The organism is Tardiphaga sp., from assembly GCF_028290785.1.
Taxonomy (GTDB): domain Bacteria; phylum Pseudomonadota; class Alphaproteobacteria; order Rhizobiales; family Xanthobacteraceae; genus Tardiphaga.
This window is the reverse complement of the sequence record NZ_JAQGJD010000107.1, coordinates 1-20,808: the sequence shown is the minus strand read 5'-3', so window position 1 is coordinate 20,808 and position 20,808 is coordinate 1. Positions and strand designations below refer to the sequence as shown.

Sequence of the window (20,808 nt, the reverse complement as noted above, 5' to 3'; positions counted from 1 at the left end):
CGCCGCCGCGCCGTTGCATGCACCGGCGGTGCCGGCCCCGCCGCGCCCGCAGATGCCTAATCCGGTGCAGGCCAAGGCGCATCCCGTGACAACCCCGGTTGTGCCGGCTCCGATACCCACGCCGACGGTTGTGCCGGCTCCAATACCCACGCCGACGGCTGTGCCGGCACAGAGCCGCACGCCGCAGGTGGCGTTCGACGCCGCGCCGCGCGAATTCGCCGCGACCGCGATTTCCCACGAACCTGCGCCGGCCTTCGCGATGCCGAAGGCGATCAGCGACATTCTCGATCCGCAGCCCGGCGCGCGGCCCGCATCAACTCCTGCCGCAGAGCGCGCCTCGCCGCGACCGATGGCCGATCTGCAACTGCCGCCTGACCATCCGCTCGAGCCGGGCACCCGGCCGCAGGTTCGCGTCGCCTCGCCGTCCGAACGTATCGCCGCCTCCGAACAGGCGGTCAGCGAAATCTCCGACAACAACGGCGAGCCGGCCACCGCGTCGAGCTTCATCGCCGCGGCGCGCCGCGCCGCCCAGGCCGCCTCCGTTTCAACCACCGGCGACAAGGCCAAGTCGGCCAGGTCCGCGCCGAAGGACGGCACCGACAGAGGCGGCTCGACCATCAGTTCGAAGATCCGCTCGCTGCTGGTCGGCGCCAGCGTGGTGGTGATCGTGCTCGGATCGTTCAAGATGGCGATGACGCTGCTCGACAGCTCGTCGCCGGCGCCGATGGCCGACAACGTCCACGACACCATGCCGCTGACCGCGCCGGAGCCGGCCGAAACCCAGCCGCGTCCCGCAGCACCTGCGCCGACCCAGCCGTCGATGACGTCGCCGACGCCGATCGGCCGGCAGTCCCTCGCAGCTCCGATTCCGTTCGTTGCGGAAACCGCCGCGCCCAATAATACGATGCCGCCAGTTCCGGCCGCTGCCCCGCTGGCACCGGTTCCCGCCGACGTCACCGGAAGCATCGCGGCGCCGGCCAGCGCCGTGGCACCGGTGTTGCCGCCGAGCAATCGCAAGCTGTCGCTCATTGCGATCCCGGCCACGGAACGGCTGCCCGACGCCATCGGCGGCGCGGCGCTGCGCACCGCCGCGCTCAAGGGCGACGCCACCGCGGCGTTCGAAATCGGCGTCCGCTACGCCGAAGGCCGGGGTGTGGCCTCGAACTACGACGAAGCCGCCAAATGGTATGACCGCGCGGCGCAGGCCGGCGTCGTGCCGGCGATGTTCAGGCTCGGGACGCTCTACGAAAAGGGTCTCAGCGTGAAGAAGGACCTCGACGTCGCGCGGCGCTATTACATGCTGGCGGCCGACCGCGGCAACGCCAAGGCGATGCACAACCTCGCGGTGCTCGATGCCGACGGCGGCGGCAAGGGCGCCAACTACAAGAGCGCGTCGCTCTGGTTCCGCAAGGCCGCCGACCGCGGCGTGGCCGACAGCCAGTTCAACCTCGGCATCCTCTATGCCCGCGGCATCGGCGTCGAACAGAACCTCGCCGAATCCTTCAAGTGGTTCAGCCTCGCCGCCGCCCAAGGCGACGCCGACGCCGGCCGCAAGCGCGACGACGTCGCCAAGCGCCTCGACCCGTCCTCGCTAGCCTCGGCCAGACTGGCGGTGCAGAGCTTCGTCCCCGAGGGGCAGCCCGAAGATGCCATCAACGTCACCACCCCCGCCGGTGGCTGGGATACCCCGGCGCAGGCCGCGGCGAAGCCCAGCTCGGCCAAGCGCGCGGCGCGGTAACGGCGTCACACAAAGCGATCTTCCACCGGCGCCTCGGCCCGGTCTGACATCGTCACCCGGTTCTTGACGCTGGGGCGTTGCTGCATCCTGGCGTACCAGGCTTGAAGCGCCTCGCACTCCGCCGGCACCGGCACGTCCACGAGCCCGGCAAAGATCAAGCCGCCAATCACCGTGATGTCGGCCATCGAGAACGCCTCGCCGGCGACGAACGGCTGCCTTTTCAGAATGCCGTCGAAGTAGTGCATGCCCCTCAGGGCCTTATCGCGCTGACGCAATCCCCACTCGGCGTTCTGATAGATCTCGACGTCGGGTCCAAGCCCCGGTGTGGCGTGGTGGAAATAGACGCTGATGGCGTCGAGCAACTCCAGTTCGGCACGCTTGCTCATCATGTGGATCGCGCCCTTTTCGAGCGGTGTCCGACCGGTAAGCGTTGGCGGGCCGTCGAGCGCGTCGAGATATTCGGTAATGGCCGTGCATTCGGCCAGATAGGTCCCGTCGTCGAGTTCGAGCACCGGCAGCGTGCCCGAATAGTTCTTGGCTAGGAATTCGGGCTTCTTGTGCTCGCCCTTGTAGAGATTCACCGATACGAACCGGACCCGCGATTGCAGGTTCTTTTCGGCCAGAGCGATGCGGACGCGAGCCGGATAAGGGCCGGTGGACCAATCGTGAATCTTCATCGTGACTTCCTTTGTCGGGGTGAAAAGAGCGTTGCTCTTCGTCATTTCCCATCTCCTATGTCTGGTTTCAGCGCCGTCCTGGACGCGACGTTGTGTCATCGAGGGACCCAATGGCTGCCTCGTCCCCATCGCTTCGTCAGCGTGAATTGGGAAGATGATCGGGATGAGCTTTCCTTGCCTCGCCGAAGCGTGCCGGCATAGTTGTGCGTCCGCACAATGCCGACACTCCGTTTCCGTCAGAGGGGCGGGTGCAAATTACGCACGGTGCTCACGCTTTCGAGCAGAGACGCTAGATGCAGTATCGTGGACTCCGCCTGCCACGAGCCGACGACCTGCACGTTGATCGGCAGCCCTTCCTTGCTCGTACCGAACCGCATCGACAGGCCGGGCAAGCCAGTGACGTTGAGCGGCACAGTCGCGCCTTGGAGGTAGGTGGCGTCCACGGTCTGGCCGTCGATAGTGAACTCCTCGACGCCGTGCTTGTGGGCCGGGATCGGCAGCACGTGGGTAATCAGCGCGTCGTAGCGCGAGAAGTAGTCGGCATAGCCGTCGCGCAGCCGCTCGACCGCCTGCTCGGCGTCGATATAGTCCTTCATCGACGTGTCAGGCAGCGAGAGCATGGTCTTGGCCATCTTGTACATTTCGTCCTCATGGCCGGCCGTCGCCTCCGCGAACGCGGGTTTCATCTCCATCACGTGAAGGCGGTTGAACACGTCGAGGGGAAAATCGCGCTCCAGCGCCGGAATGCTCACCTGCTCGACAAATACGCCGATGTCCTTCAGCGCCTCGGCCGCGGCCTTGACGGTTGCCGTCACCTCGGGATCGACCGGCCCCAAGCCGGGTCCGACCATCCAGCCCACCCGAAGCTGGCGATAGGGCTGGCGGCCGATGCCCGCATCGAATTGGACGGTGCTGGTGGCAAACGCGTCCTGGCCGTCAGGCCCGACCAGTTGCGAGAAGGCGAGCGCGATGTCGCGAACCGAGCGGGCCATCGGCCCGACATGCCAGAAGCGGCGCGGCGCGCGCGGCCAGATGCCGGTCATGGGCACGCGGCCGTGGGTCGTCTTCATGGAGGTGATGCCGGTTTGCGCGGCCGGGCCGCGCACGGAAATTGCGAGATCGGTGCCGAGACCGATCGGCGACATGCCCGCCGCGATAGCCGCCGATTCACCGCCGCTCGAACCGCCCGGAGTGCGGGTCACGTCCCAGGGGTTGTTCGACCGGCCGGAGAGCAGGTTATCGCTCTCGATCCAGTAGGAGAATTCGGGAAGGTTGGTCTTCGCCAGCAGGATGCCGCCCGCCTTCTTCATTCGCGCGACGCTCGTTGCGTCGGCGTCGGGAACGCGTCCCTTGAAGATCGGCGAGCCGCGCTGGGTCGCCACGTCCGCAGTGTCGATCGAGTCTTTCACTGTGAAGGGGACACCGTGCAGCGGGCCGAGTTCGTCGCCCGCCAATACCGCTGCCTCCGCCGCCTTTGCGGCTTTGAGCGCACCGTCTGCGAGCGTGACGATCGCGTTGATCTTTGGGTTCACCGCCGCGATGCGATCCAGGTGCGCCTGCACCACCTCGACTGGCGAGACCTCCTTGGTGCGGATCAATTCGGCCAGCCTGGTTGCGTCGGAAAAAACGATCTCTTTGGTCACGTGTGCATCTCCTACCTGTTTGGTTGTTGCGGCTACCTGCCACTTGGTAGGGTGAACGTAGACCTTTATTTTCCTCCGTCAAGGCCCTATCTGTCACTTGGTAGGCAAAACAATGAGGCAACGAAGTGAGTTTAAGTTCCAAGGAAGCGATCCTGGCGGCCGCCAAACGAACCGCACAGGCGCATGGCTACAGCGGCTTGAATTTCCGCGATCTCGCGGTTGAAGTCGGCATCAAGGCGGCGAGCGTCTACCATCATTTCCCGAGCAAGGCCGATCTCGGCGCCGCGGTTGCGAAGCGTTATTGGGAAGACACGGCGGCGGGCCTTGAGGCCATGCTGGCGGAATCCCCGAATCCGGCCAACGCGCTGCGTCAGTATCCCGAGACATTTCGCTGGGCGCTCGAGAATGACAATCGCATGTGCCTGTGCAGCTTCATGGCTGCCGAATATGACGACCTGCCCGAACCGGTGAAGAAGGAGGTCCAGACCTTTGCCGACGTCAACGTGGCATGGCTGAGCAAGGTTCTGTCCGCCGCGGCCGTGACCCGTTCGGAGGAGAGCGAACCGCGCGCCCGCGCCATCTTCGCCGCCATCGGCGGCGCGCAACTGATGGCAAGGAGCCGCTCGGATATTTCGCTCTATGACGCGTTGATCGACAGCTATCGCGCGGCCGGTCTGCTGCCGGCGTGACGAACGTCTTCCACGCAATTCCCGCCGCTCTGCGCCGCGCGTTAATCTGAATCGTTCACCACTTTCTCAGGTGGTTGGCCGCGCGGGTGGAAAACCTCGCTCTCGCCGGATTCTTTAATCCCTTCAACGGCCGAATTCGTTTAAGAGGGGGCGCGGCGCACGATCCGCGCCGTCTCCAGAATCATGCCGTGAGCGGTTTCGGCCCAGCTCAGGGCCAACATTCCGAAGCGAACGCGCGTGCAGCTGTACCTCCCGATCGCCGACATTCCGGTCAATGTGTTTCTCATCCTCGCGATGGGCGCTGCGGTCGGATTTGTGTCCGGCATGTTCGGGATTGGCGGCGGCTTCCTGATGACGCCGCTCTTGATCTTCGTCGGTATCGCGCCGGCCGTCGCTGTCGCCTCCGTCGCGAGCCACATCGCGGCGTCGTCGTTTTCCGGCGCGCTGTCGTACTGGCGACGCCGCGCCATTGATCCCACGCTGGCGCTGGTGCTGCTATCGGGCGGCATCGTCGGCACAGCGCTGGGCGTTTTCGTGTTCACGCTGCTGCGCAATCTCGGCCAGCTCGACCTGCTGATCGCCCTGTCCTACGTGATCCTGCTCAGCACGGTGGGCGGGTTGATGTTCTGGGAAGGGCTGCGCGCGATGCTGCGGATTCGCCGCGGCGAAAACATTCCGCTGCGCCGTTCCGGCAGCCATGGCTGGATCCACGGCCTGCCGCTGAAGATGCGGTTCAAGCGCTCGAAAATCTACCTGTCGGTGATCCCGATCGTCGTCACCGGCCTGGTGATCGGCTTCATCGGCGCGGTGATGGGCATCGGCGGCAGCTTCATCCTGATCCCGATCATGATCTACTGGCTGCGGATCCCGACCTCCACGGTGATCGGCACCTCGATGGTGCTGACGCTGGTGACCATGGTGTTCGCCACCCTGCTGCACGCCGTCACCAACCACCTGGTCGATGCCGTGCTGGCGCTGATCCTGATGGTCGGCGGCGTTACCGGCGCACAGTTCGGCGCCCGCGCCGGCCAGAAAATCCGCGGCGAGCACCTGCGGTTGCTGCTCGGCCTCTTGATCCTCGCGGTCGGCATCCGCTTCGCCATCGAGCTGGTGATCCGGCCCGAAGACCTGTTCACCATCCGCGAAACCGGAGGCGCGGGATGACGTTGCGCGCCGCCCTCGCCACCGTCGTCGCCGCCGTTGCGCTGGGCGCAGGCGCCCTGACGCCCGCGCGAGCGGAACGGCTGATCGTTTCGGTATCGAACCACCGCGTCACGGTGACGCCGAATTATTCCGGTGAGGAGCTGGTGCTGTTCGGCTCGGTCGAGCGGGACGACAAGACGCCGGCCAGGACCGGCAATTACGATCTCGTCGTCACCGTCTCCGGGCCGCGCGCCGATCTGGTGACGCGGCGCAAGGAGCGCCGGTTCGGAATCTGGATCAACACCGACTCGCGCCAATTTCTCCAAGTGCCGGCCTATCTCGCGGTCTTCGCCAACCGACCGATCGACGCCATCGCGCCGCCCGACCTGGCGCGCCGCCAACAGCTCGGCCTCAACAATGTGCTGCTGACCCAGCGCGTCGGCACCGACTATGCCGACGTGGTGGCCACCGACCCGTTCCGCAGCGCCTTCGTGCGGCTGCGCACCGAACACGGCCTGTACCGCGAGGCCACGTCGGCCGTGACATTCCTGACCCCGACGCTGTTTCGCACCGGCATTCCGCTGCCGGCCGAGGTGCCGATCGGCACCTATGACATCGAGATCAAATTGTTCGCCGACGGCGCACTGGTCGCCAAGAGCGAGACCGCCTTCGACATCGTCAAGGTCGGCTTCGAGCAGTTCATCGCCAATGCCGCGCGTAATCATGGATTCATTTATGGCGTGCTGACGGCCGCGATGGCCCTGATGACGGGATGGATGGCGTCGGTGGTGTTTCGCCGGGATTAGCGCTCGTCATTGCGAGGAGCGAAGCGACGCGGCAATCCAGAAGGCCACAAGCGAAGGAAGACTGGATTGCTTCGTCGCAAGGGCTCCTCGCAATGACGGAGCTTACAGAAAAAATCCCACGCCCATCGCCACGACGCTCAACGCCATCACGGCGGTGGACAGCCAGCCGAGCCAGAACAGCGGGCCGCGGATCACGAATTGCTCCATCACGTCGTGGCGGCGCGACATGATCATCAACAGCACCATCACCGGCACCGCCAGGACGCCGTTGATCACGGCGCTCCAGTACAGCGCCGAAATCGGGTTGATCGAGGTGAAGTTCAGCGCGATGCCGATTGCCGCCGATAGCGCCAGCACCGAATAGAACGCCACCGCCTCGCGCGGCTTGCGATCGAGGCCGACCATCCAGCGCTGGCCTTCGCCAACCGCGTAGGCGGTCGATCCCGCCAATACCGGGATCGCCAGCAGGCCGGTGCCGACGATGCCGAGCGCGAAGATGATTTCCGCGAACGCGCCGGCGATCGGGCGCAGCGCTTCCGCCGCCTGCGCCGAACTTTCGATGTCGGTCTTGCCATTGGCATGTAGTGTCGCCGCGGCGGTGACGATGATCGACAGCGCGATCAGGTTAGAGAACGCCATGCCGATAATGGTGTCGGCGCGAATCCGCGAGAATTCCATGGCGGCGTCGAGCGGATTCTCGATCAGCGGCTCCTTGTCGGGGTCGATGCGCTCGTCCTCGGCCTCCTGCGAGGCCTGCCAGAAGAACAAATAGGGCGAGATCGTGGTGCCCAGGATCGCGACGATGGTGGTGAGGTAGCTCTCACTCCAGGTCAGATGCGGCAGCAGGATGCCAGTGAGCGCCTCGCCCCAATGCACTTTGGCGACGGCTAGTGCGGCGACATAGGCGAACAGACACAGCGTCAGCCATTTCAGCACCGAGACGTAGCGCTTGTAGTCGAAGAATATCTGCGCCGTGACCGACAGCACGCCGAATGCCACGACATAGACGATGCCAGGACCGCCGGTCAGCAACTTGGTGGCGTCCGCCATGGCGCCGAGATCGGCGGCGATGTTGATGGTGTTGGCGATGAACAGCAACGCGACGATGATATTCAAAAGCGCCGGCGAATAATGCCGGCAGACATTGCCGGCGATGCCGCGCCCGGTGACGCGGCCGACCCGTCCGGAAATCTCCTGGATCGCCGCCATCAGCGGGAACGTCAGCAGCATGGTCCAGCCAATGCCGTAGCCGAGCTGCGCGCCGGCCTGGCTGTAGGTGCCTATGCCGGAGGGGTCGTCGTCGGACGCGCCGGTGATCAGGCCGGGGCCGAGGGATTTGAAGAAGCCCTTGAAGCGAAACGTTTCCAGGCGTTGCTCGCCGAGATTCGATTTGATGTCATCCGACTCGCCTGACATTCCAGCCCCTGTCCCTCAGCGCACGGCAACGCACCGTGGTGAGTAACGTTCCGGATCAGGCACTGGCAAGAGGTTTGATGTCGGTCCGCGCGCCGACCGGGCGCGTCACCAGATAGATGCCCAGCGCCACCGGAATGATGCCGAGAATATCGGCCAGCGCGACGTGCTCGCCCAGCAGCAGCCAGCCGAACAGCACGCCGAGCGGCGGCATCAGGAAATGCCAGGCGCTGGCGCGCGTCGCGCCCATCACCCGCAGCAGATGCTGCCACAGCAGATAGCCGACGATCGAGCCGGGCACCGTGAGGTAGCCCAGCGCGGCCAGCAGCCGCCAGCTTGGCACGATCTCGCCGATGCTCTCGAACGAGAACGCAAACGGGATCAGCACCAGCCCGCCGGAAATATTCTGCACCGCATTGCCGATCAGCAGCCCGCCCTGCGGCGCCAGCCACTTGTAGAGGATGGTGCCGGCAACGATCGAAAGCAGCGCGCCGACGGTGAAGATCAGTCCGGTGGCGCTGTCGCCGCTTGCGCCGCTGGAGAGCCGGTGCGCGACGATGAAGCCGACACCACCGACGCCGAGCACGAGGCCGACGATCTTCTGCCAGGTCAGCCGCTCGCCAAGCAGCATGGCGGCCAGCACCGCCGTCAGCACCGGGTTGGTGCTGATCACCAGCGTGCCCAGGCCTGCGGAGACCGTGCGCAGCCCGATATAACCGAGCCCGAGATACATCGCATTGTTGGCGATGCCGATGACGACCAGCGAGGCGATGTCGCGGCGCGACAGCGCCGTCTCGCCTTTCTGCCATGCGGCGAGACCGAGCATGACAAAGCCCGCGATCAGGAACCGCACCATCAACAACAGCAGCGGCGGACAATCCTGCAGCGCCACCTTGGCGACCGCAAAAGCGAGGCTCCACAGCACGCAGAAGAGCGCCACCTGCAGCGGCAGCCAGCCGCGGCCGGCAGCAGGGGCGGACAACGGGACAACGAGCGACATGGCGAATCTCCTTTGTCCACGATGTAGGCCCGCACCTTGATAGTGGGAAATTAAATGATAAAATGACAATCAGTGGCAAAACGAATGGTGGCCCATGTTCGACCTTGATCTGCTGCGCAGCTTCGTTTCGGTCGTGGATTCCGGCGGCTTTACCCGCGCCGGCGAGCGCGTCCACCGCACCCAGTCCACCGTCAGCCAGCAGATCAAGCGGCTGGAGGACGATGTCGGCCGGCCGCTCTTGAACCGCAGCGGCAAGCAGGTGGTGCCGACCGAATGCGGGGAGCGGTTGCTGTCCTATGCGCGGAGATTGCTGGCGCTGGCCGAGGAAGCACGCGACGTGCTCGCGCAGCCGGACCATGAGGGCGCGGTGCGCCTCGGCATCCCCGAGGATTTTGCCGCCTATCGGCTGACCAAACTGCTGGCGGGTTTTTCACGCTCGCGCCCCGGCCTGCGGCTCGACGTGCGTGCCGACCAGAGCACCAACCTGCGCCGTGAACTGGAGCGCGGCGATCTCGATCTCGCTTTGCTGAAACGCGATGCCGGCGGCAAGGATGGTATCGCGGTGTGGCCCGAGCGCGTTCACTGGGTCACCAGCAAGGCGCATCCCACACATATCAATGCCGACTCGCTACCGCTGATCTTCTTCCCGACCGGCTGCCTGTACCGGACCCGCGCCATTCACGCGATCGAGGCCGCGGGCCGGAGCTGGCACATGGCCTATACGAGCTCGAGCCTCGCCGGCATCCAGGCCGCCGTCGCGGCGGGACTGGGCCTCAGCATCATGCCGGAGATCGCCGTGCAGGCCGATCATCGCATTCTGACCGCCAAGGATGGTTTTGCACCGATCGACAAGACCGAGATGGCATTGGTCGCCGCGCCCGATGCGAGCCCGGCGACACTGCGGCTGGCAGATCGCCTCGCCGAGTTCTGCAGTGCGGTGAAGGCCAAGGCTGCCTGACGAGCTCAAGGGAATGACAAGGAACGACAATGCCGACATCTCACGCTGTCCCTGTAGAGATCCCGACCCCCGATTCGTTCGCGCCTTATGGGTGGATACTGGGAAAGCCCGATCCGCTGCAAAACAACCCCATCGCTTTTCGCAGCCCGGCCACCGATTTCTGGCACGAACACTTCTTCGATCCGGGCATGGGAGGCGACACCGAGGTCCTGTGGGTCGAGTACCGCGACAACTCTCCGATGGTTTCCAGGCTCGAAGTCCATCACATGACCCAGCAGGCCGTCGTACCTCTGACGAATGCGATCGTTCAGGTGCTTTGTCTAAGCGATGCCAACCAGACGCCGGACCTCTCCACCCTCCGCGCGTATCGCTTGTCTCCCGGCGTTGGCATCTGCATGCGTCCGGGCGTTTGGCATACGACGCGCGCCGACGATGCGACCTGCCTGATGCTGACCCGCCGCTCGACGACCGAGGATCTCGTCGACCATCTCGTCAACAGACGCCCCGCGAGGGAATCTGCCATCGTGGAGATTCCACAGGTTCGCCTGCTGCTGGGCGAGGCCAAATGACGGTGTATCGGACGTCGTATATCTAGCAGCAGCGCGACGCGGCGATGCTGTGCAGGCGGCGGTCGCCGAGGACGTGGGCAACAAAGCCGAGGGTCTGGAAGATCCTGGCGAACGCCGCGTCGCGGATGTTGAGGCCGCCGGTGTAGGCGCCGAACGCCGGCATGACGGCGCGTTCGCCATCGCTGGCGAAACAACGCCGCTCCAGCGAGCGGCCGCGCGTGGTGACCCGCGCCTTGGGATGCAGGTGGCCGGCGATCTCGCCCTGCGCGCCGGTGGGTTCATGGCGGAACACGATCGGCCCGAGCGCGACTTCGTTCGCGACCACGCCGCCGATGTCGGACGGCAGCTCGGGATCGTGATTGCCGGAAATCCAGATCCAGTCGCGGCGCAGCTGCAACGCGCTCACCACGTCGCGGTTGGGCTGCGACAGCCGGTCATGGGCGTTGCGGTCATGAAAGCTGTCGCCGAGCGCGATCACCGTGCGCGGGTCGTGCCGCGCGATCACCGCGCCGAGCCGGCCCAGCGTGGCGATGGTGTCGTAGGGCGGCAGCAGCGTGCCGCGCATGGCGTAGCTGGAGCCTTTTTCCAGATGCAGGTCGGAGACGACCAGCAGACGCTGCTCTTCCCAATACAGCGCGCCGGAGAGATCGGCGTGCAGCGTAACGCCGGCGATGCTGACGGTAGTTATCTCGGTGACAATCGACTCAGCGTGCATGGTGTCTCTTGTAGGATGGGTTGAGCCGTTGCGAAACCCATCGACCTCCGGTGATGGGTTTCGCAAGCGCTCAACCCATCCTACGACATCGCTTCCTTCACGAGTTCCTCTGCGGCTTCCGCCAGCAACTCGTCCGAGGCTTCGCCGTACACCTGTTCGCGGCCGATTTCCAGCATCACCGGCACAGCCAAGGGCGATACCCGGTCGAGTTCCTTGTGGACGATGCGGCTTTTGATTCGCACCAGCATGTCGCTGAGGCGTCGGATATCGAGCAGTCCCGTCGCCGCATCGGAACGCGCGGCGCGCAGCAGCACGTGGTCCGGCTGGTGTTTTCGCAGCACGTCGTAGATCAGGTCGGTGGAGAACAGCACCTGGCGCTTGGTCTTCTCCGCGCCGGTAAAGCGGGTGTGGATCAGGCCGGAGATTACCGCACAGGTGCGAAAGGTGCGCTTCATCAGCGCGGATTCCGCCAGCCACGCCTCAAGGTCGTCACCAAGCATGTCGGGATCGAACAGCGCGTCGAGATCGAGCTTGCCGTGCCGGATCATGTGCGACATGTCGCCGAGGCCCCACACCGCCAGCGCGTATTCATTGGCAACGAACCCCAGCGGCTTTGCCCGCCCGCGTTCCAGCCGCCGCGTCAAAAGCATGCCGAGCGTCTGATGCGCGAGACGACCTTCGAACGGATAGCAGACGAGATAATGCTTGTCGGCCCGCGGAAAAGTCTCCACCACCAGTTCGCGTACGCCAGGCACGCGCGACACATGGGCCTGCAGCGACAGCCATTCACGGACCTGGTCCGGCAGCGCCTTCCAGGCGTTTTCGCTGTCGAGCAGTTTTCGCACCCGTTCGGCGAGATAGGTCGAGAGCGGAAACTTGCCGCCCATATAGGAAGGCACGCGCGCGTCCTTGTCGTTGGCGCGGGAGACATAGGCCTGGTCCTCCACCAGCGACTCGTAGCGCACCACCTCGCCGCCGAATACGAAGGTATCGCCGACCACGAGGTTCTCGATGAAGTACTCCTCGATCTGGCCCAGCATGCGACCGCCGCGCGCCAGCGCGCCGGTGGCACGCTTGCCCTTGCCCTGGCCGCCGCCGCGGACGAGGCGCACCTTCAGCATGGTGTCCTCGACGATGGTGCCGACATTCATGCGGTACATCTGTCGCACTTTTGGATTAGTAACCCGCCAGCGACCCTGCAAGTCCAGCTTGATGCGGGCGAAGCGTTCATAGCTCTTCAGCGCGTAACCGCCGGAGGCGACAAAATCGAGCGTGTCATCGAAATCGGTACGCGCGAGTTCCGCGTAAGGCGCCGCCGACAGCACTTCGGCGTACAGCTCGTCGGCGAGAAACGGCGCGCCGCACGCACGGCCGAGGATATGCTGCGCCAGCACGTCGAGCGCGCCGGTGCGCAGCGGCGGGGTATCCTGCGCGCTTTCGGCCACGGCATCGATGGCGACGCGGCATTCCAGCACCTCGAAGCGATTGGCCGGCACCAGCACCGCGCGCGATGCTTCGTCGATGCGGTGGTTGGCGCGGCCGATCCGCTGCATCAGCCGCGACGCGCCCTTCGGCGCGCCGACATTGATGACCATGTCGACATCGCCCCAATCGACGCCGAGATCCAGCGACGAGGTGCAGACCACGCCCTGCAGTCTGCCGGCGGCCATGGCATCCTCGACCTTGCGGCGCTGCGCGACGTCGAGCGAGCCGTGATGCAGCGCAATGGCGAGGTTGTCGTCGTTCATCCGCCACAGATCCTGGAACAGCATCTCCGCCTGGCTGCGGGTATTGACGAATACCAGCGTGGTCTTGTTGGCCTTGATGAGATCGTAGATTTCGCCCAGCGCATGGCGGGCGGAATGGCCGGCCCACGGCAGCCGCTCCTTGGTGTCGAGCATCTCGACCACCGGCGCCGCTGCCCCGCCGGCGACGACAATGTCCGCGGAGACGACTTCGCCGTCGTATTGCGGCACCAGGAAGCGCGCCAGCGATTCCGGTTCCGCCACCGTGGCCGACAATCCGATCATGCGCATCTCGGGCGCCAGCTTCCACAGCCGGGAGAGGCCGAGCGACAGCAGGTCGCCGCGCTTCGACGTCACCAGCGCGTGCAGCTCGTCGAGCACGACGCGTTTCAGCGACCCGAACATAAACGGCGCGTCGTCGGACGACAGCAGCAGCGCCAGTTGTTCCGGCGTGGTGAGCAGGATGTCCGGCGGATAACGCCGCTGCCGCGCCCGTCGCGACACCGGGGTATCGCCGGTGCGGGTCTCGACCTTGATCGGCAGCGCCATCTGCGCAATCGGCGCCTCCAGGTTGCGCGCGATATCGACGGCGAGGGCTTTTAACGGCGAGATGTAGAGCGTGTGCAGCCCACCGGTCCGCTGCACGCCGCGGCCGGTGGAGGCGAGGGCGTTCTTGCTGTGCGCGGTTGCCGCGCTCAACTCCACCAGTGTCGGCAGGAACCCGGCCAGCGTCTTGCCCGCGCCGGTCGGCGCAATCAGTAGCGCCGAGCGATCGTCGCGGGCCTTTTGCAGCAACGCCAGCTGATGCGCGCGCGGCGACCAGCCCCGCGCGGCGAACCAGCACAGGAAGTGATCGGGCAGCAGGTCGGGTTTGGCGACGGATTTACGAGGCGGCACGCCCCATAACTAAGCGCTCAATGCCGTCATTGCGAGGTCAGGGAAAGCCAATTGGCTTTCCCCTTAGCCCTTGCGACGAAGCATCCAGCCTTCGCTTGTTGCTTCTGGATTGCTTCGCGCAGCAAATCGCAAGGGCGATTTTGCTGCGCTCGCAATGACGTGGAGCGGACGGTGTCCTATTGCGTCACCGACTTGTCGGAGATGATCCAGTCCTTGCCGTCGAACCGCTGGGTGTAGAGCGTCGTCATCGGCGCGTAGCTGTCGTTGGTATAGCTGTAGCTCACCCCCGGCAGCATCTGCGGCGCGCGGAAGCCGTTCAGGCCGATCGCCTGCTTCAACACGTTCTCACGGGTGAGCTCGTCGCCACAACGGCGCAGGATCTCCGCCATGGAAACGGCCTGACCGTAGCCGAAAAAGGCAATCGAATTATCGGCGGAGACCGTTGGCAGATATTTCGCGCGCAACGCTTCGAACGCCACAATGTCGGGATCCTTGGCATAAAGCGGCGAACCGATGTCCTTGCCATAGGCAATTGAGACGATGCCCTTGGCGTTCTCGAAGCCTGCCGCTTCCAGGATCGATCGCCCGGTGGAACCCGCCGACAGCAGATGCAGCGGCTTCCAGCCGAGCTCGACCACCTTGCGAATCGACTGCGACGTCGCCTTGCCGGTGGTAATGTTGTAGAAAACATCGGCGCCGGATTTGGCGAGATTGATCAGCTGCGAGTCGATCGTGGGATCGGTGAGATCGTAGGTCACCTCGGCGATGACCTTCGCGGTGCCGCCGGCTTTCGCGAGTTCATCCTTGAACGGCCCCAGGAAATCCCGGCCGAAATCATCGTTCTGATAGAGGATTGCGATTTTCGCATTTGGATTCATGCTGACGACATACTTGGCGAGAATGCGTGCCTCGGTCGGATACAGCGGCAGGCCGGCCATGGTCCACTTGTTGTTCTTCGGATCGTTCCACTTCGATGCGCCGGTGTTGAGCAGCAACTGCGGCACGCCCTTGGAATTGAGATATTTGTGCACGGCGGTCTGCGGCGCGGTGCCAAGCGAGCCGTAGAGTGCGAGCACTTCATCCTGCTCGACCAGCCGGCGCGTCGCCTCGACCGCCTTCGGTGCGCTGTAGGAATCGTCCATGGTGAGGAACTTGACCTTGCGGCCGTTGATGCCGCCGTTCTCGTTCAAACTCTGGAAATAGGCTTCGCCGACGCGGCCGAGCACGCCATAGAGCGAGCCGGGGCCGCTATGCGGAATGGTTTGCCCGATCTTGATTTCGGTGTCGGTGGCGCCGGGGTCGTATTTCTTGTCGGCGGCGGACGCCGGACCGGCCAAGAAGGCGGACAACGCTGCGGCCATCGCCGCTGCCGTGAAGACGGAACTGTGACGCGAAGTCATCTGGTGTTTCTCCCCTGATCCCCGGCACCGCTGCTGCGGACCGCATTGCGCGCCGCCGCGTTGATCGCGGCTGACCTCGATACATCCTGTGCGGGCACGGCGGGATTGGCAATGTCTTCCCGTATGCAGAATGCGGTCACCCAAACGCCGGGTCTCCCGACCGCGGCAAGCGATCCGCATCCCTCCTGCGACCGGCCTGCTGGGGGTCAGAACGGCGCATCGGTGAAGACGGTACCTAAATGCCGCGAATATCGAGGGTTTTGCTCCCATAGGCTGCATTCAATGTCCGGGAGTGTGGCCCCCCGGATACAGCCAATCCGCGGCAGTTCCGTTACTCTGATGGCTCAATTTGAATTGGGGTCGACGATGAAACGTATTCTTCTTGCCAGTGCCGCTGTGTTCCTCGGAACCGCGGTAAGCGCACAGGCCGCTGACATGGCTGCCAAGGCGCCCTACTTGAAGGCCCCGATCCTGACGGTCTACAACTGGACCGGCTTCTACATCGGCGTCAACGCCGGCGTCGGCATCGGCCGCGACCGCACGACCCACAATTTCAACGGCGATTCGCTGTACATCGCCCCGCAGGGCGGCTTCGGCGGCGGCCAGATCGGCTACAACTGGCAGACCGACTCGATCCTCGGACCCCTGGTTTACGGCGTTGAAGCCGACATCCAGGGTGCAGGCCTCAGCGGCGGTGGCGCTACTGTTGCTCCCGGCGCCGTTCCCTCGACCGTCTACAGCCAGAAGAATGACTGGTTCGGAACGGTTCGTGGCCGCGTCGGTATCGCGACCGGCCCGGTGTTGAGCTACTTCACCGGCGGTTACGCTTACGGCAACGTCAAATCGACCATCACCGAAGCTGGCGTGACGGCGTTCTCGAACAACCGCACGCAGGGTGGCTGGACCATCGGCAGCGGCGTCGAAGCAGCTCTCGGCGGCAACTGGACCGGCAAGATCGAATATCTCTACCTGAACCTCGGCAACAAGTCCGACGCGTTCGGCCCGGGCACCCAGGTCACCAACACCGAAATCCGCGAGAACCTGTTCCGCGTCGGCCTGAACTACCGCATCGGCGGCACCAATGCCGGCTACATCGCCCCGGTGGCGGCGAACTGGACCGGCTGGTACCTCGGCGGCAACATCGGTTCCGGCACCGGACGTGACCGCAGCTCGCTGACCGGCCTCGGCGCGAACGAACAGTTCAACCTGGCTCCCGACGGCATCAACGGCGGCGTGCAGGCTGGCTACAACTGGCAGGCCGCCAACTGGGTCTACGGTGTCGAAGCCGACATTCAGGCTTCCAGCCAGAAGGACAACAAGACCGTCGTCGGTCTCGGCCTCGCCGCTTATGAGCAGAAGTTGCCCTGGTTCGGCACCGTGCGCGGCCGCATCGGTTACTCGGTCGGTTCGACCCTGTTCTACGCCACCGGCGGTCACGCTTACGGCGGCGTGAAGACCAAGATCACGGCGCTCGGCACCACCAACAGCCTGTCCAAGACCCAGGACGGTTATGCGGTCGGCGGCGGCATCGAGACCCCCTTCAAGCTGCTCGGCCTGTTTGGACCGCAGTGGACCAGCAAGACCGAATATCTCTACGTGGATCTCGGCCGCAGCACCGACCTGGTCGGCACCACGGGCTTCACGTCGAGCACCAAGGTCAGCGAGCACATCTTCCGCACCGGCCTGAACTACCACTTCAACAGCCCGATCGTTGCGAAGTACTGATCTCCTCAGCATCTGCTGAAAACGAAAACCCCGGCCTCGCGGCCGGGGTTTTTGTTTGTGTCCGAGGCTGGCAGTTCCGGCAGAAAATTAACCTTAAAAAGGCAATATCCAAGTACCGCAAGCCGTAGCCTCAGCTACTGACCGAATCACATACGTCCCTCCCGGGACGGCCAGAAGCGAAACTGGACCGATCATGAAATCCCTCTGCCTCGCCACCGCGACGCTGCTCACCCTGACCGCCGGCGCGCAGGCCGCCGACATGGCCGCGAAGGCCCCTTACTACAAGGCGCCGGTGATGGCGGTGTATGACTGGACCGGCTTCTATCTGGGCGTGAACGCCGGCATCGGGCTCGGCCGGGATCGCGCCATCCACGGCACCCCGCTGGGCACCGATTCGCTCTATTTGGCGCCGCAGGGCGCCTTCGGTGGCGGTCAGGTTGGCTACAACTGGCAGGCCGGGTCGCCGTTTGGTCCGCTGGTCTACGGCCTCGAAGCTGACATCCAGGGCGCCGGTCTGAGTGACGACCGCACCAATGTGAATGGCCCGCTCGTCGCGACCACCTACAACCAGAAGATCGACTGGTTCGGCACCGTTCGCGGCCGAGTCGGCCTCGCCTCCGGCCCCGTGCTCAGCTACGTCACCGGCGGTTACGCATACGGCAGCGTCAAGACCAGCATCACCGAAGCGGGCATTGGCACGGTGTTTTCGAGCAGCAAAATGCAGAACGGCTGGGTTGTCGGCAGCGGCGTTGAAGCGGCGCTGGGTGGCAACTGGACCGGTAAGATCGAGTATCTCTATCTGAACATGGGCAACAAGAGTTACGCGTTCGAACCCTTCGCCCAGACGCTCAATACCGAAGTTCGCGAGAACATCTTTCGCGTCGGGCTGAATTACCGCGTCGGCGGCAGCGCCGCTTACACGCCGGTCGCCGCAGCGAACTGGAACGGCTGGTATCTCGGCGGCAACGTCGGTTCCGGCACCGGCCGCGATCGCAGCAGCATCATCAAGCCAGCCAACCCGCCTGGCGATCTGGGCGCTACCGAAATCTTCAACCTCGCTCCCGACGGCATCAACGGCGGCGTACAGGCCGGCTACAACTGGCAGGCCGCAAACTGGGTGTACGGTCTGGAAGCCGACATCCAGGCCTCCAGCCAGCGTGACAACAAGACCGTGGTTGGCTTCGGTACTATTCCTTATGACGCCAGGCTGCCCTGGTTCGGTACCGTTCGCGGTCGCCTTGGTTACTCGGTCGGCTCGACCCTGTTCTACGCCACCGGCGGTTACGCTTACGGCGGCGTGAAGACCAAGGCCCGCGAAGATGGCGTCGCCGAAGCGCTCAATGCTTCGACCACCAGGAGTGGCTGGACTGCAGGCGCAGGCATCGAGACGCCTTTCACCCTGCTCGGCATGCTCGGGCCGAACTGGACCTCCAAGACCGAATATCTCTATGTCGATCTTGGTACGACTTCGAACATCATCAACACCACGGTTCTCACGACCAGCGTCACCGAGCATATCTTCCGCACCGGCCTGAACTATCACCTCAACTCGCCGGTTGTGGCGAGGTACTGAGCTTCCGCAGCATCTGCTGAAAACGAAAACCCCGGCCTCGTGGCCGGGGTTTTTGTTTGTTTCAGAGGTCGTCGGAAGCGACTCTACTTCGTCGCCACCGCGACCATGCCCGGCACCGGTACGTTGCCTTCGTTGCGGGTCGAGATGTGGTCGAGCCGGCGCAGCGTCAGCCCGGCCGTCGCCACCGAGTGGCGCACGTAACCCTCGCCATAAGCGTAGCGCAGGCCTTCGCCGAGGATGACGCCGCCGCCGTCGTGGGTTTCCGCGGTGAAGGCCAGCACGCCGGCCGGCGCCAGCACGCGCGCGACCTCGGCCAGCACCGGCGCGAGGTCGTGCAGATAGATCAGCACGTCGGCGGCCAGGATCAGGTCGGCGCTGGCATCGGGCCGGCGGCGCAGGCCATCGACAATTTCGGCGACTTCCAGTTCCGCATAGAAGCCGGTGGCGCGGGCGCGCTCGATCATCCGCGGCGACAGGTCGATGCCGATCATCTCGGTCGTCTGCGCCGCAAACGCCGCACCGGCCAGGCCGGTGCCGCAGCCGAGGTCGATGCCACGCCTGAACAGCATCGCCCGCTCGCTGGCCGCGCAGGTGGCGAGCACGGCCTTGAACAGGACGGCAGGACCGCGGTAGCCGAGCGTCTCGACCAAAGCGGTTTCGAACTTCGGCGCGTACTGGTCGAACAGCGCGGTGACATAAGTCGGCGGCATCATCGCCAGCCTGGCGGCGCCGAGCCGCATCAGCCGCAGGCCGGCGCCATTGCGGTCGCCGGCGTCGGTCTGCTGGGCCTTGCCGAACGCGACGATCGCGCCAGGGAGATCGCCGAGCGCCTCGCGGACCTCGCCCAAGGTGAACCACGCCGTGGCGAAGCCGGGCGCCAGATCGGTGGCCTGCACGAACAGGTCTTCCGCGGCGACCAGGTTGCCCTGCACCTGCAGATCGCGGGCGTAATCGAACCGTCGGTCGGCGTTCATATCGCCGGATGACATGAACAAGCGCGCGGGCATGGGGGGAACCGATCGGAAGGCCGGGCATTCGTCAGATCAGCCGACTCGAATGAACCCCGCGGGGACCTATATAGCCCAGATGCGTCCGCAAGACATTCTAATCCCGGTGCCGTCCGGCCTGTGCTGCAAGCCTGGCGGCTTCCACATCGATCCCGTCAGGCCTGTCGAACGCGCCGTGATCACCCACGGCCATTCCGACCATGCCCGCCCGGGCCATGGCCATGTGCTGGCGACGCAGGAAACCCTCGACATGATGCGCCTGCGCTACGGCGATAACTTCGCCGGCTCGACGCAGGTGATCGCCTATGGCGAGACGCTCAAGCTCGGCGACGTCACCATCAAGTGTCATCCGGCCGGCCACGTGCTCGGCTCGGCGCAGATCGCGGTGACCTGCGAGGACATCTGCATCGTGGCGTCGGGCGATTACAAGGACGCCCCCGACCCGACCTGCACGCCGTTCGAGGTGGTGCCGTGCGACGTCTTCATCACGGAGGCGACCTTCGGCTTGCCGGTATTCCGCCACGGCGACGCCGCCGACGAAGTGAAGAAGCTGCTGGCCTCGGTCGCATTGTTTCCCGAACGCGCGCATCTGGTCGGCGCCTACTCGCTCGGCAAGGCGCAACGCGTCATCAAGCTGATCCGCCAGGCCGGCTATGACGCGCCGATCTACCTGCACGGCGCGATGGAAAAGATCACGCGCTACTATGAAAGCCGCGGCATCGATCTCGGCGACCTCCGCATGGTCAAGGGCGTCAAGAAGGCCGACCTCGCCGGCACCATCACTTTGGCGCCGCCATCGGCCACGTCCGACATCTGGACGCGGCGGTTTCCCGATCCGGTGACGGCGTTCGCCTCCGGCTGGATGCGGGTGCGTGCCCGCGCCCGACAGCGCGGCGTCGAACTGCCGCTGATCATCTCCGATCACGCCGACTGGGACGGGCTGATCGCCACCATCGGCGCCACCGGCGCCGGCGAGATCTGGGTCACCCACGGCCAGGAGGACGCGCTGGTGCACTGGTGCCAGACCAAGGGGCTGACCGCCAGGCCGCTGGCGCTGGTCGGCTATGGCGACGAGGAAGAAGAGGAAGCGTTGCCGCCCGGCGAAAGCGC

At 64.9% G+C, this 20,808-nt stretch carries 16 protein-coding genes and 1 pseudogene; 9 read left to right on the top strand and 8 right to left on the bottom strand.

What is annotated here, in order from left to right:
• Window positions 1–1,738: pseudogene (locus JWR89_RS05945) on the top strand (hypothetical protein); the annotation flags it as partial.
• A gap of 5 nt (window positions 1,739–1,743) precedes the next feature.
• Here the strand turns inward: JWR89_RS05945 and JWR89_RS05940 are convergent.
• The gene (locus JWR89_RS05940) at window positions 1,744–2,415 is read right to left on the bottom strand and encodes a glutathione S-transferase (protein ID WP_299712990.1); all 672 of its coding nucleotides are present in this window, start codon (window positions 2,413–2,415) and stop codon (window positions 1,744–1,746) included.
• 236 nt (window positions 2,416–2,651) lie between these two features.
• Window positions 2,652–4,058, bottom strand: coding sequence for an amidase (locus JWR89_RS05935; protein ID WP_299712987.1), 1,407 nt, complete (start codon window positions 4,056–4,058; stop codon window positions 2,652–2,654).
• 125 nt (window positions 4,059–4,183) lie between these two features.
• Here JWR89_RS05935 and JWR89_RS05930 point away from each other — a divergent pair, with 125 nt between their 5' ends.
• The 3 genes from JWR89_RS05930 (at window position 4,184) to JWR89_RS05920 (ending at window position 6,696) form a co-directional block, all read left to right on the top strand.
• Complete coding sequence (locus tag JWR89_RS05930) at window positions 4,184–4,747, top strand: TetR/AcrR family transcriptional regulator (RefSeq protein ID WP_299712985.1); 564 nt, start codon at window positions 4,184–4,186, stop codon at window positions 4,745–4,747.
• A gap of 237 nt (window positions 4,748–4,984) precedes the next feature.
• Window positions 4,985–5,911 (top strand): sulfite exporter TauE/SafE family protein, encoded by a 927-nt coding sequence (locus JWR89_RS05925; protein ID WP_299712982.1) that lies wholly within the window; start codon window positions 4,985–4,987, stop codon window positions 5,909–5,911.
• Window positions 5,908–6,696 carry a TIGR02186 family protein gene (locus JWR89_RS05920; protein ID WP_299712980.1) on the top strand — a complete coding sequence of 263 codons (789 nt, stop codon included), beginning with the start codon at window positions 5,908–5,910 and terminating at the stop codon, window positions 6,694–6,696. Before JWR89_RS05925 ends, JWR89_RS05920 begins: the two co-directional genes overlap by 4 nt.
• Window positions 6,697–6,798: 102 nt before the next feature.
• Here JWR89_RS05920 and JWR89_RS05915 read toward each other — a convergent pair whose 3' ends face one another.
• Window positions 6,799–8,112 (bottom strand): divalent metal cation transporter, encoded by a 1,314-nt coding sequence (locus JWR89_RS05915; protein WP_299712978.1) that lies wholly within the window; start codon window positions 8,110–8,112, stop codon window positions 6,799–6,801.
• Between the two features lie 55 nt (window positions 8,113–8,167).
• Complete coding sequence (locus JWR89_RS05910; protein WP_299712976.1) at window positions 8,168–9,109, bottom strand: DMT family transporter; 942 nt, start codon at window positions 9,107–9,109, stop codon at window positions 8,168–8,170.
• 94 nt (window positions 9,110–9,203) lie between these two features.
• Between JWR89_RS05910 and JWR89_RS05905 the strand changes: the two genes are divergently transcribed.
• Window positions 9,204–10,067, top strand: a complete 864-nt coding sequence (locus JWR89_RS05905) for a LysR substrate-binding domain-containing protein (RefSeq protein ID WP_299712973.1) — start codon at window positions 9,204–9,206, stop codon at window positions 10,065–10,067.
• Between the two features lie 29 nt (window positions 10,068–10,096).
• Window positions 10,097–10,636 carry an ureidoglycolate lyase gene (locus JWR89_RS05900; RefSeq protein WP_299712970.1) on the top strand — a complete coding sequence of 180 codons (540 nt, stop codon included), beginning with the start codon at window positions 10,097–10,099 and terminating at the stop codon, window positions 10,634–10,636.
• 22 nt (window positions 10,637–10,658) lie between these two features.
• Here JWR89_RS05900 and pdeM read toward each other — a convergent pair whose 3' ends face one another.
• The 3 genes from pdeM to JWR89_RS05885 all read right to left on the bottom strand — a co-directional run bounded on the left by pdeM (window position 10,659) and on the right by JWR89_RS05885 (window position 15,393).
• Window positions 10,659–11,351 carry a ligase-associated DNA damage response endonuclease PdeM gene (gene pdeM / locus JWR89_RS05895; RefSeq protein ID WP_299712967.1) on the bottom strand — a complete coding sequence of 231 codons (693 nt, stop codon included), beginning with the start codon at window positions 11,349–11,351 and terminating at the stop codon, window positions 10,659–10,661.
• A gap of 80 nt (window positions 11,352–11,431) precedes the next feature.
• Window positions 11,432–13,993, bottom strand: a complete 2,562-nt coding sequence (locus tag JWR89_RS05890; protein ID WP_299712964.1) for a ligase-associated DNA damage response DEXH box helicase — start codon at window positions 13,991–13,993, stop codon at window positions 11,432–11,434.
• 176 nt (window positions 13,994–14,169) lie between these two features.
• On the bottom strand, window positions 14,170–15,393 hold the full coding sequence (locus tag JWR89_RS05885; protein WP_299712961.1) for an ABC transporter substrate-binding protein: 1,224 nt from the start codon (window positions 15,391–15,393) through the stop codon (window positions 14,170–14,172).
• Between the two features lie 366 nt (window positions 15,394–15,759).
• Between JWR89_RS05885 and JWR89_RS05880 the strand changes: the two genes are divergently transcribed.
• Together JWR89_RS05880 and JWR89_RS05875 are read left to right on the top strand one after the other, a co-directional pair.
• On the top strand, window positions 15,760–17,118 hold the full coding sequence (locus JWR89_RS05880) for an outer membrane beta-barrel protein (RefSeq protein ID WP_299712959.1): 1,359 nt from the start codon (window positions 15,760–15,762) through the stop codon (window positions 17,116–17,118).
• A gap of 193 nt (window positions 17,119–17,311) precedes the next feature.
• Window positions 17,312–18,691 carry an outer membrane beta-barrel protein gene (locus tag JWR89_RS05875; protein WP_299712956.1) on the top strand — a complete coding sequence of 460 codons (1,380 nt, stop codon included), beginning with the start codon at window positions 17,312–17,314 and terminating at the stop codon, window positions 18,689–18,691.
• 83 nt (window positions 18,692–18,774) lie between these two features.
• Here the strand turns inward: JWR89_RS05875 and JWR89_RS05870 are convergent, their stop codons facing one another.
• Window positions 18,775–19,698, bottom strand: a complete 924-nt coding sequence (locus JWR89_RS05870; protein ID WP_299712953.1) for a methyltransferase domain-containing protein — start codon at window positions 19,696–19,698, stop codon at window positions 18,775–18,777.
• Window positions 19,699–19,777: 79 nt separating this feature from the next.
• Between JWR89_RS05870 and JWR89_RS05865 the strand changes: the two genes are divergently transcribed.
• Window positions 19,778–20,808: ligase-associated DNA damage response exonuclease (locus JWR89_RS05865; protein ID WP_299712950.1), on the top strand; the 1,031-nt coding region annotated here is incomplete at its 3' end.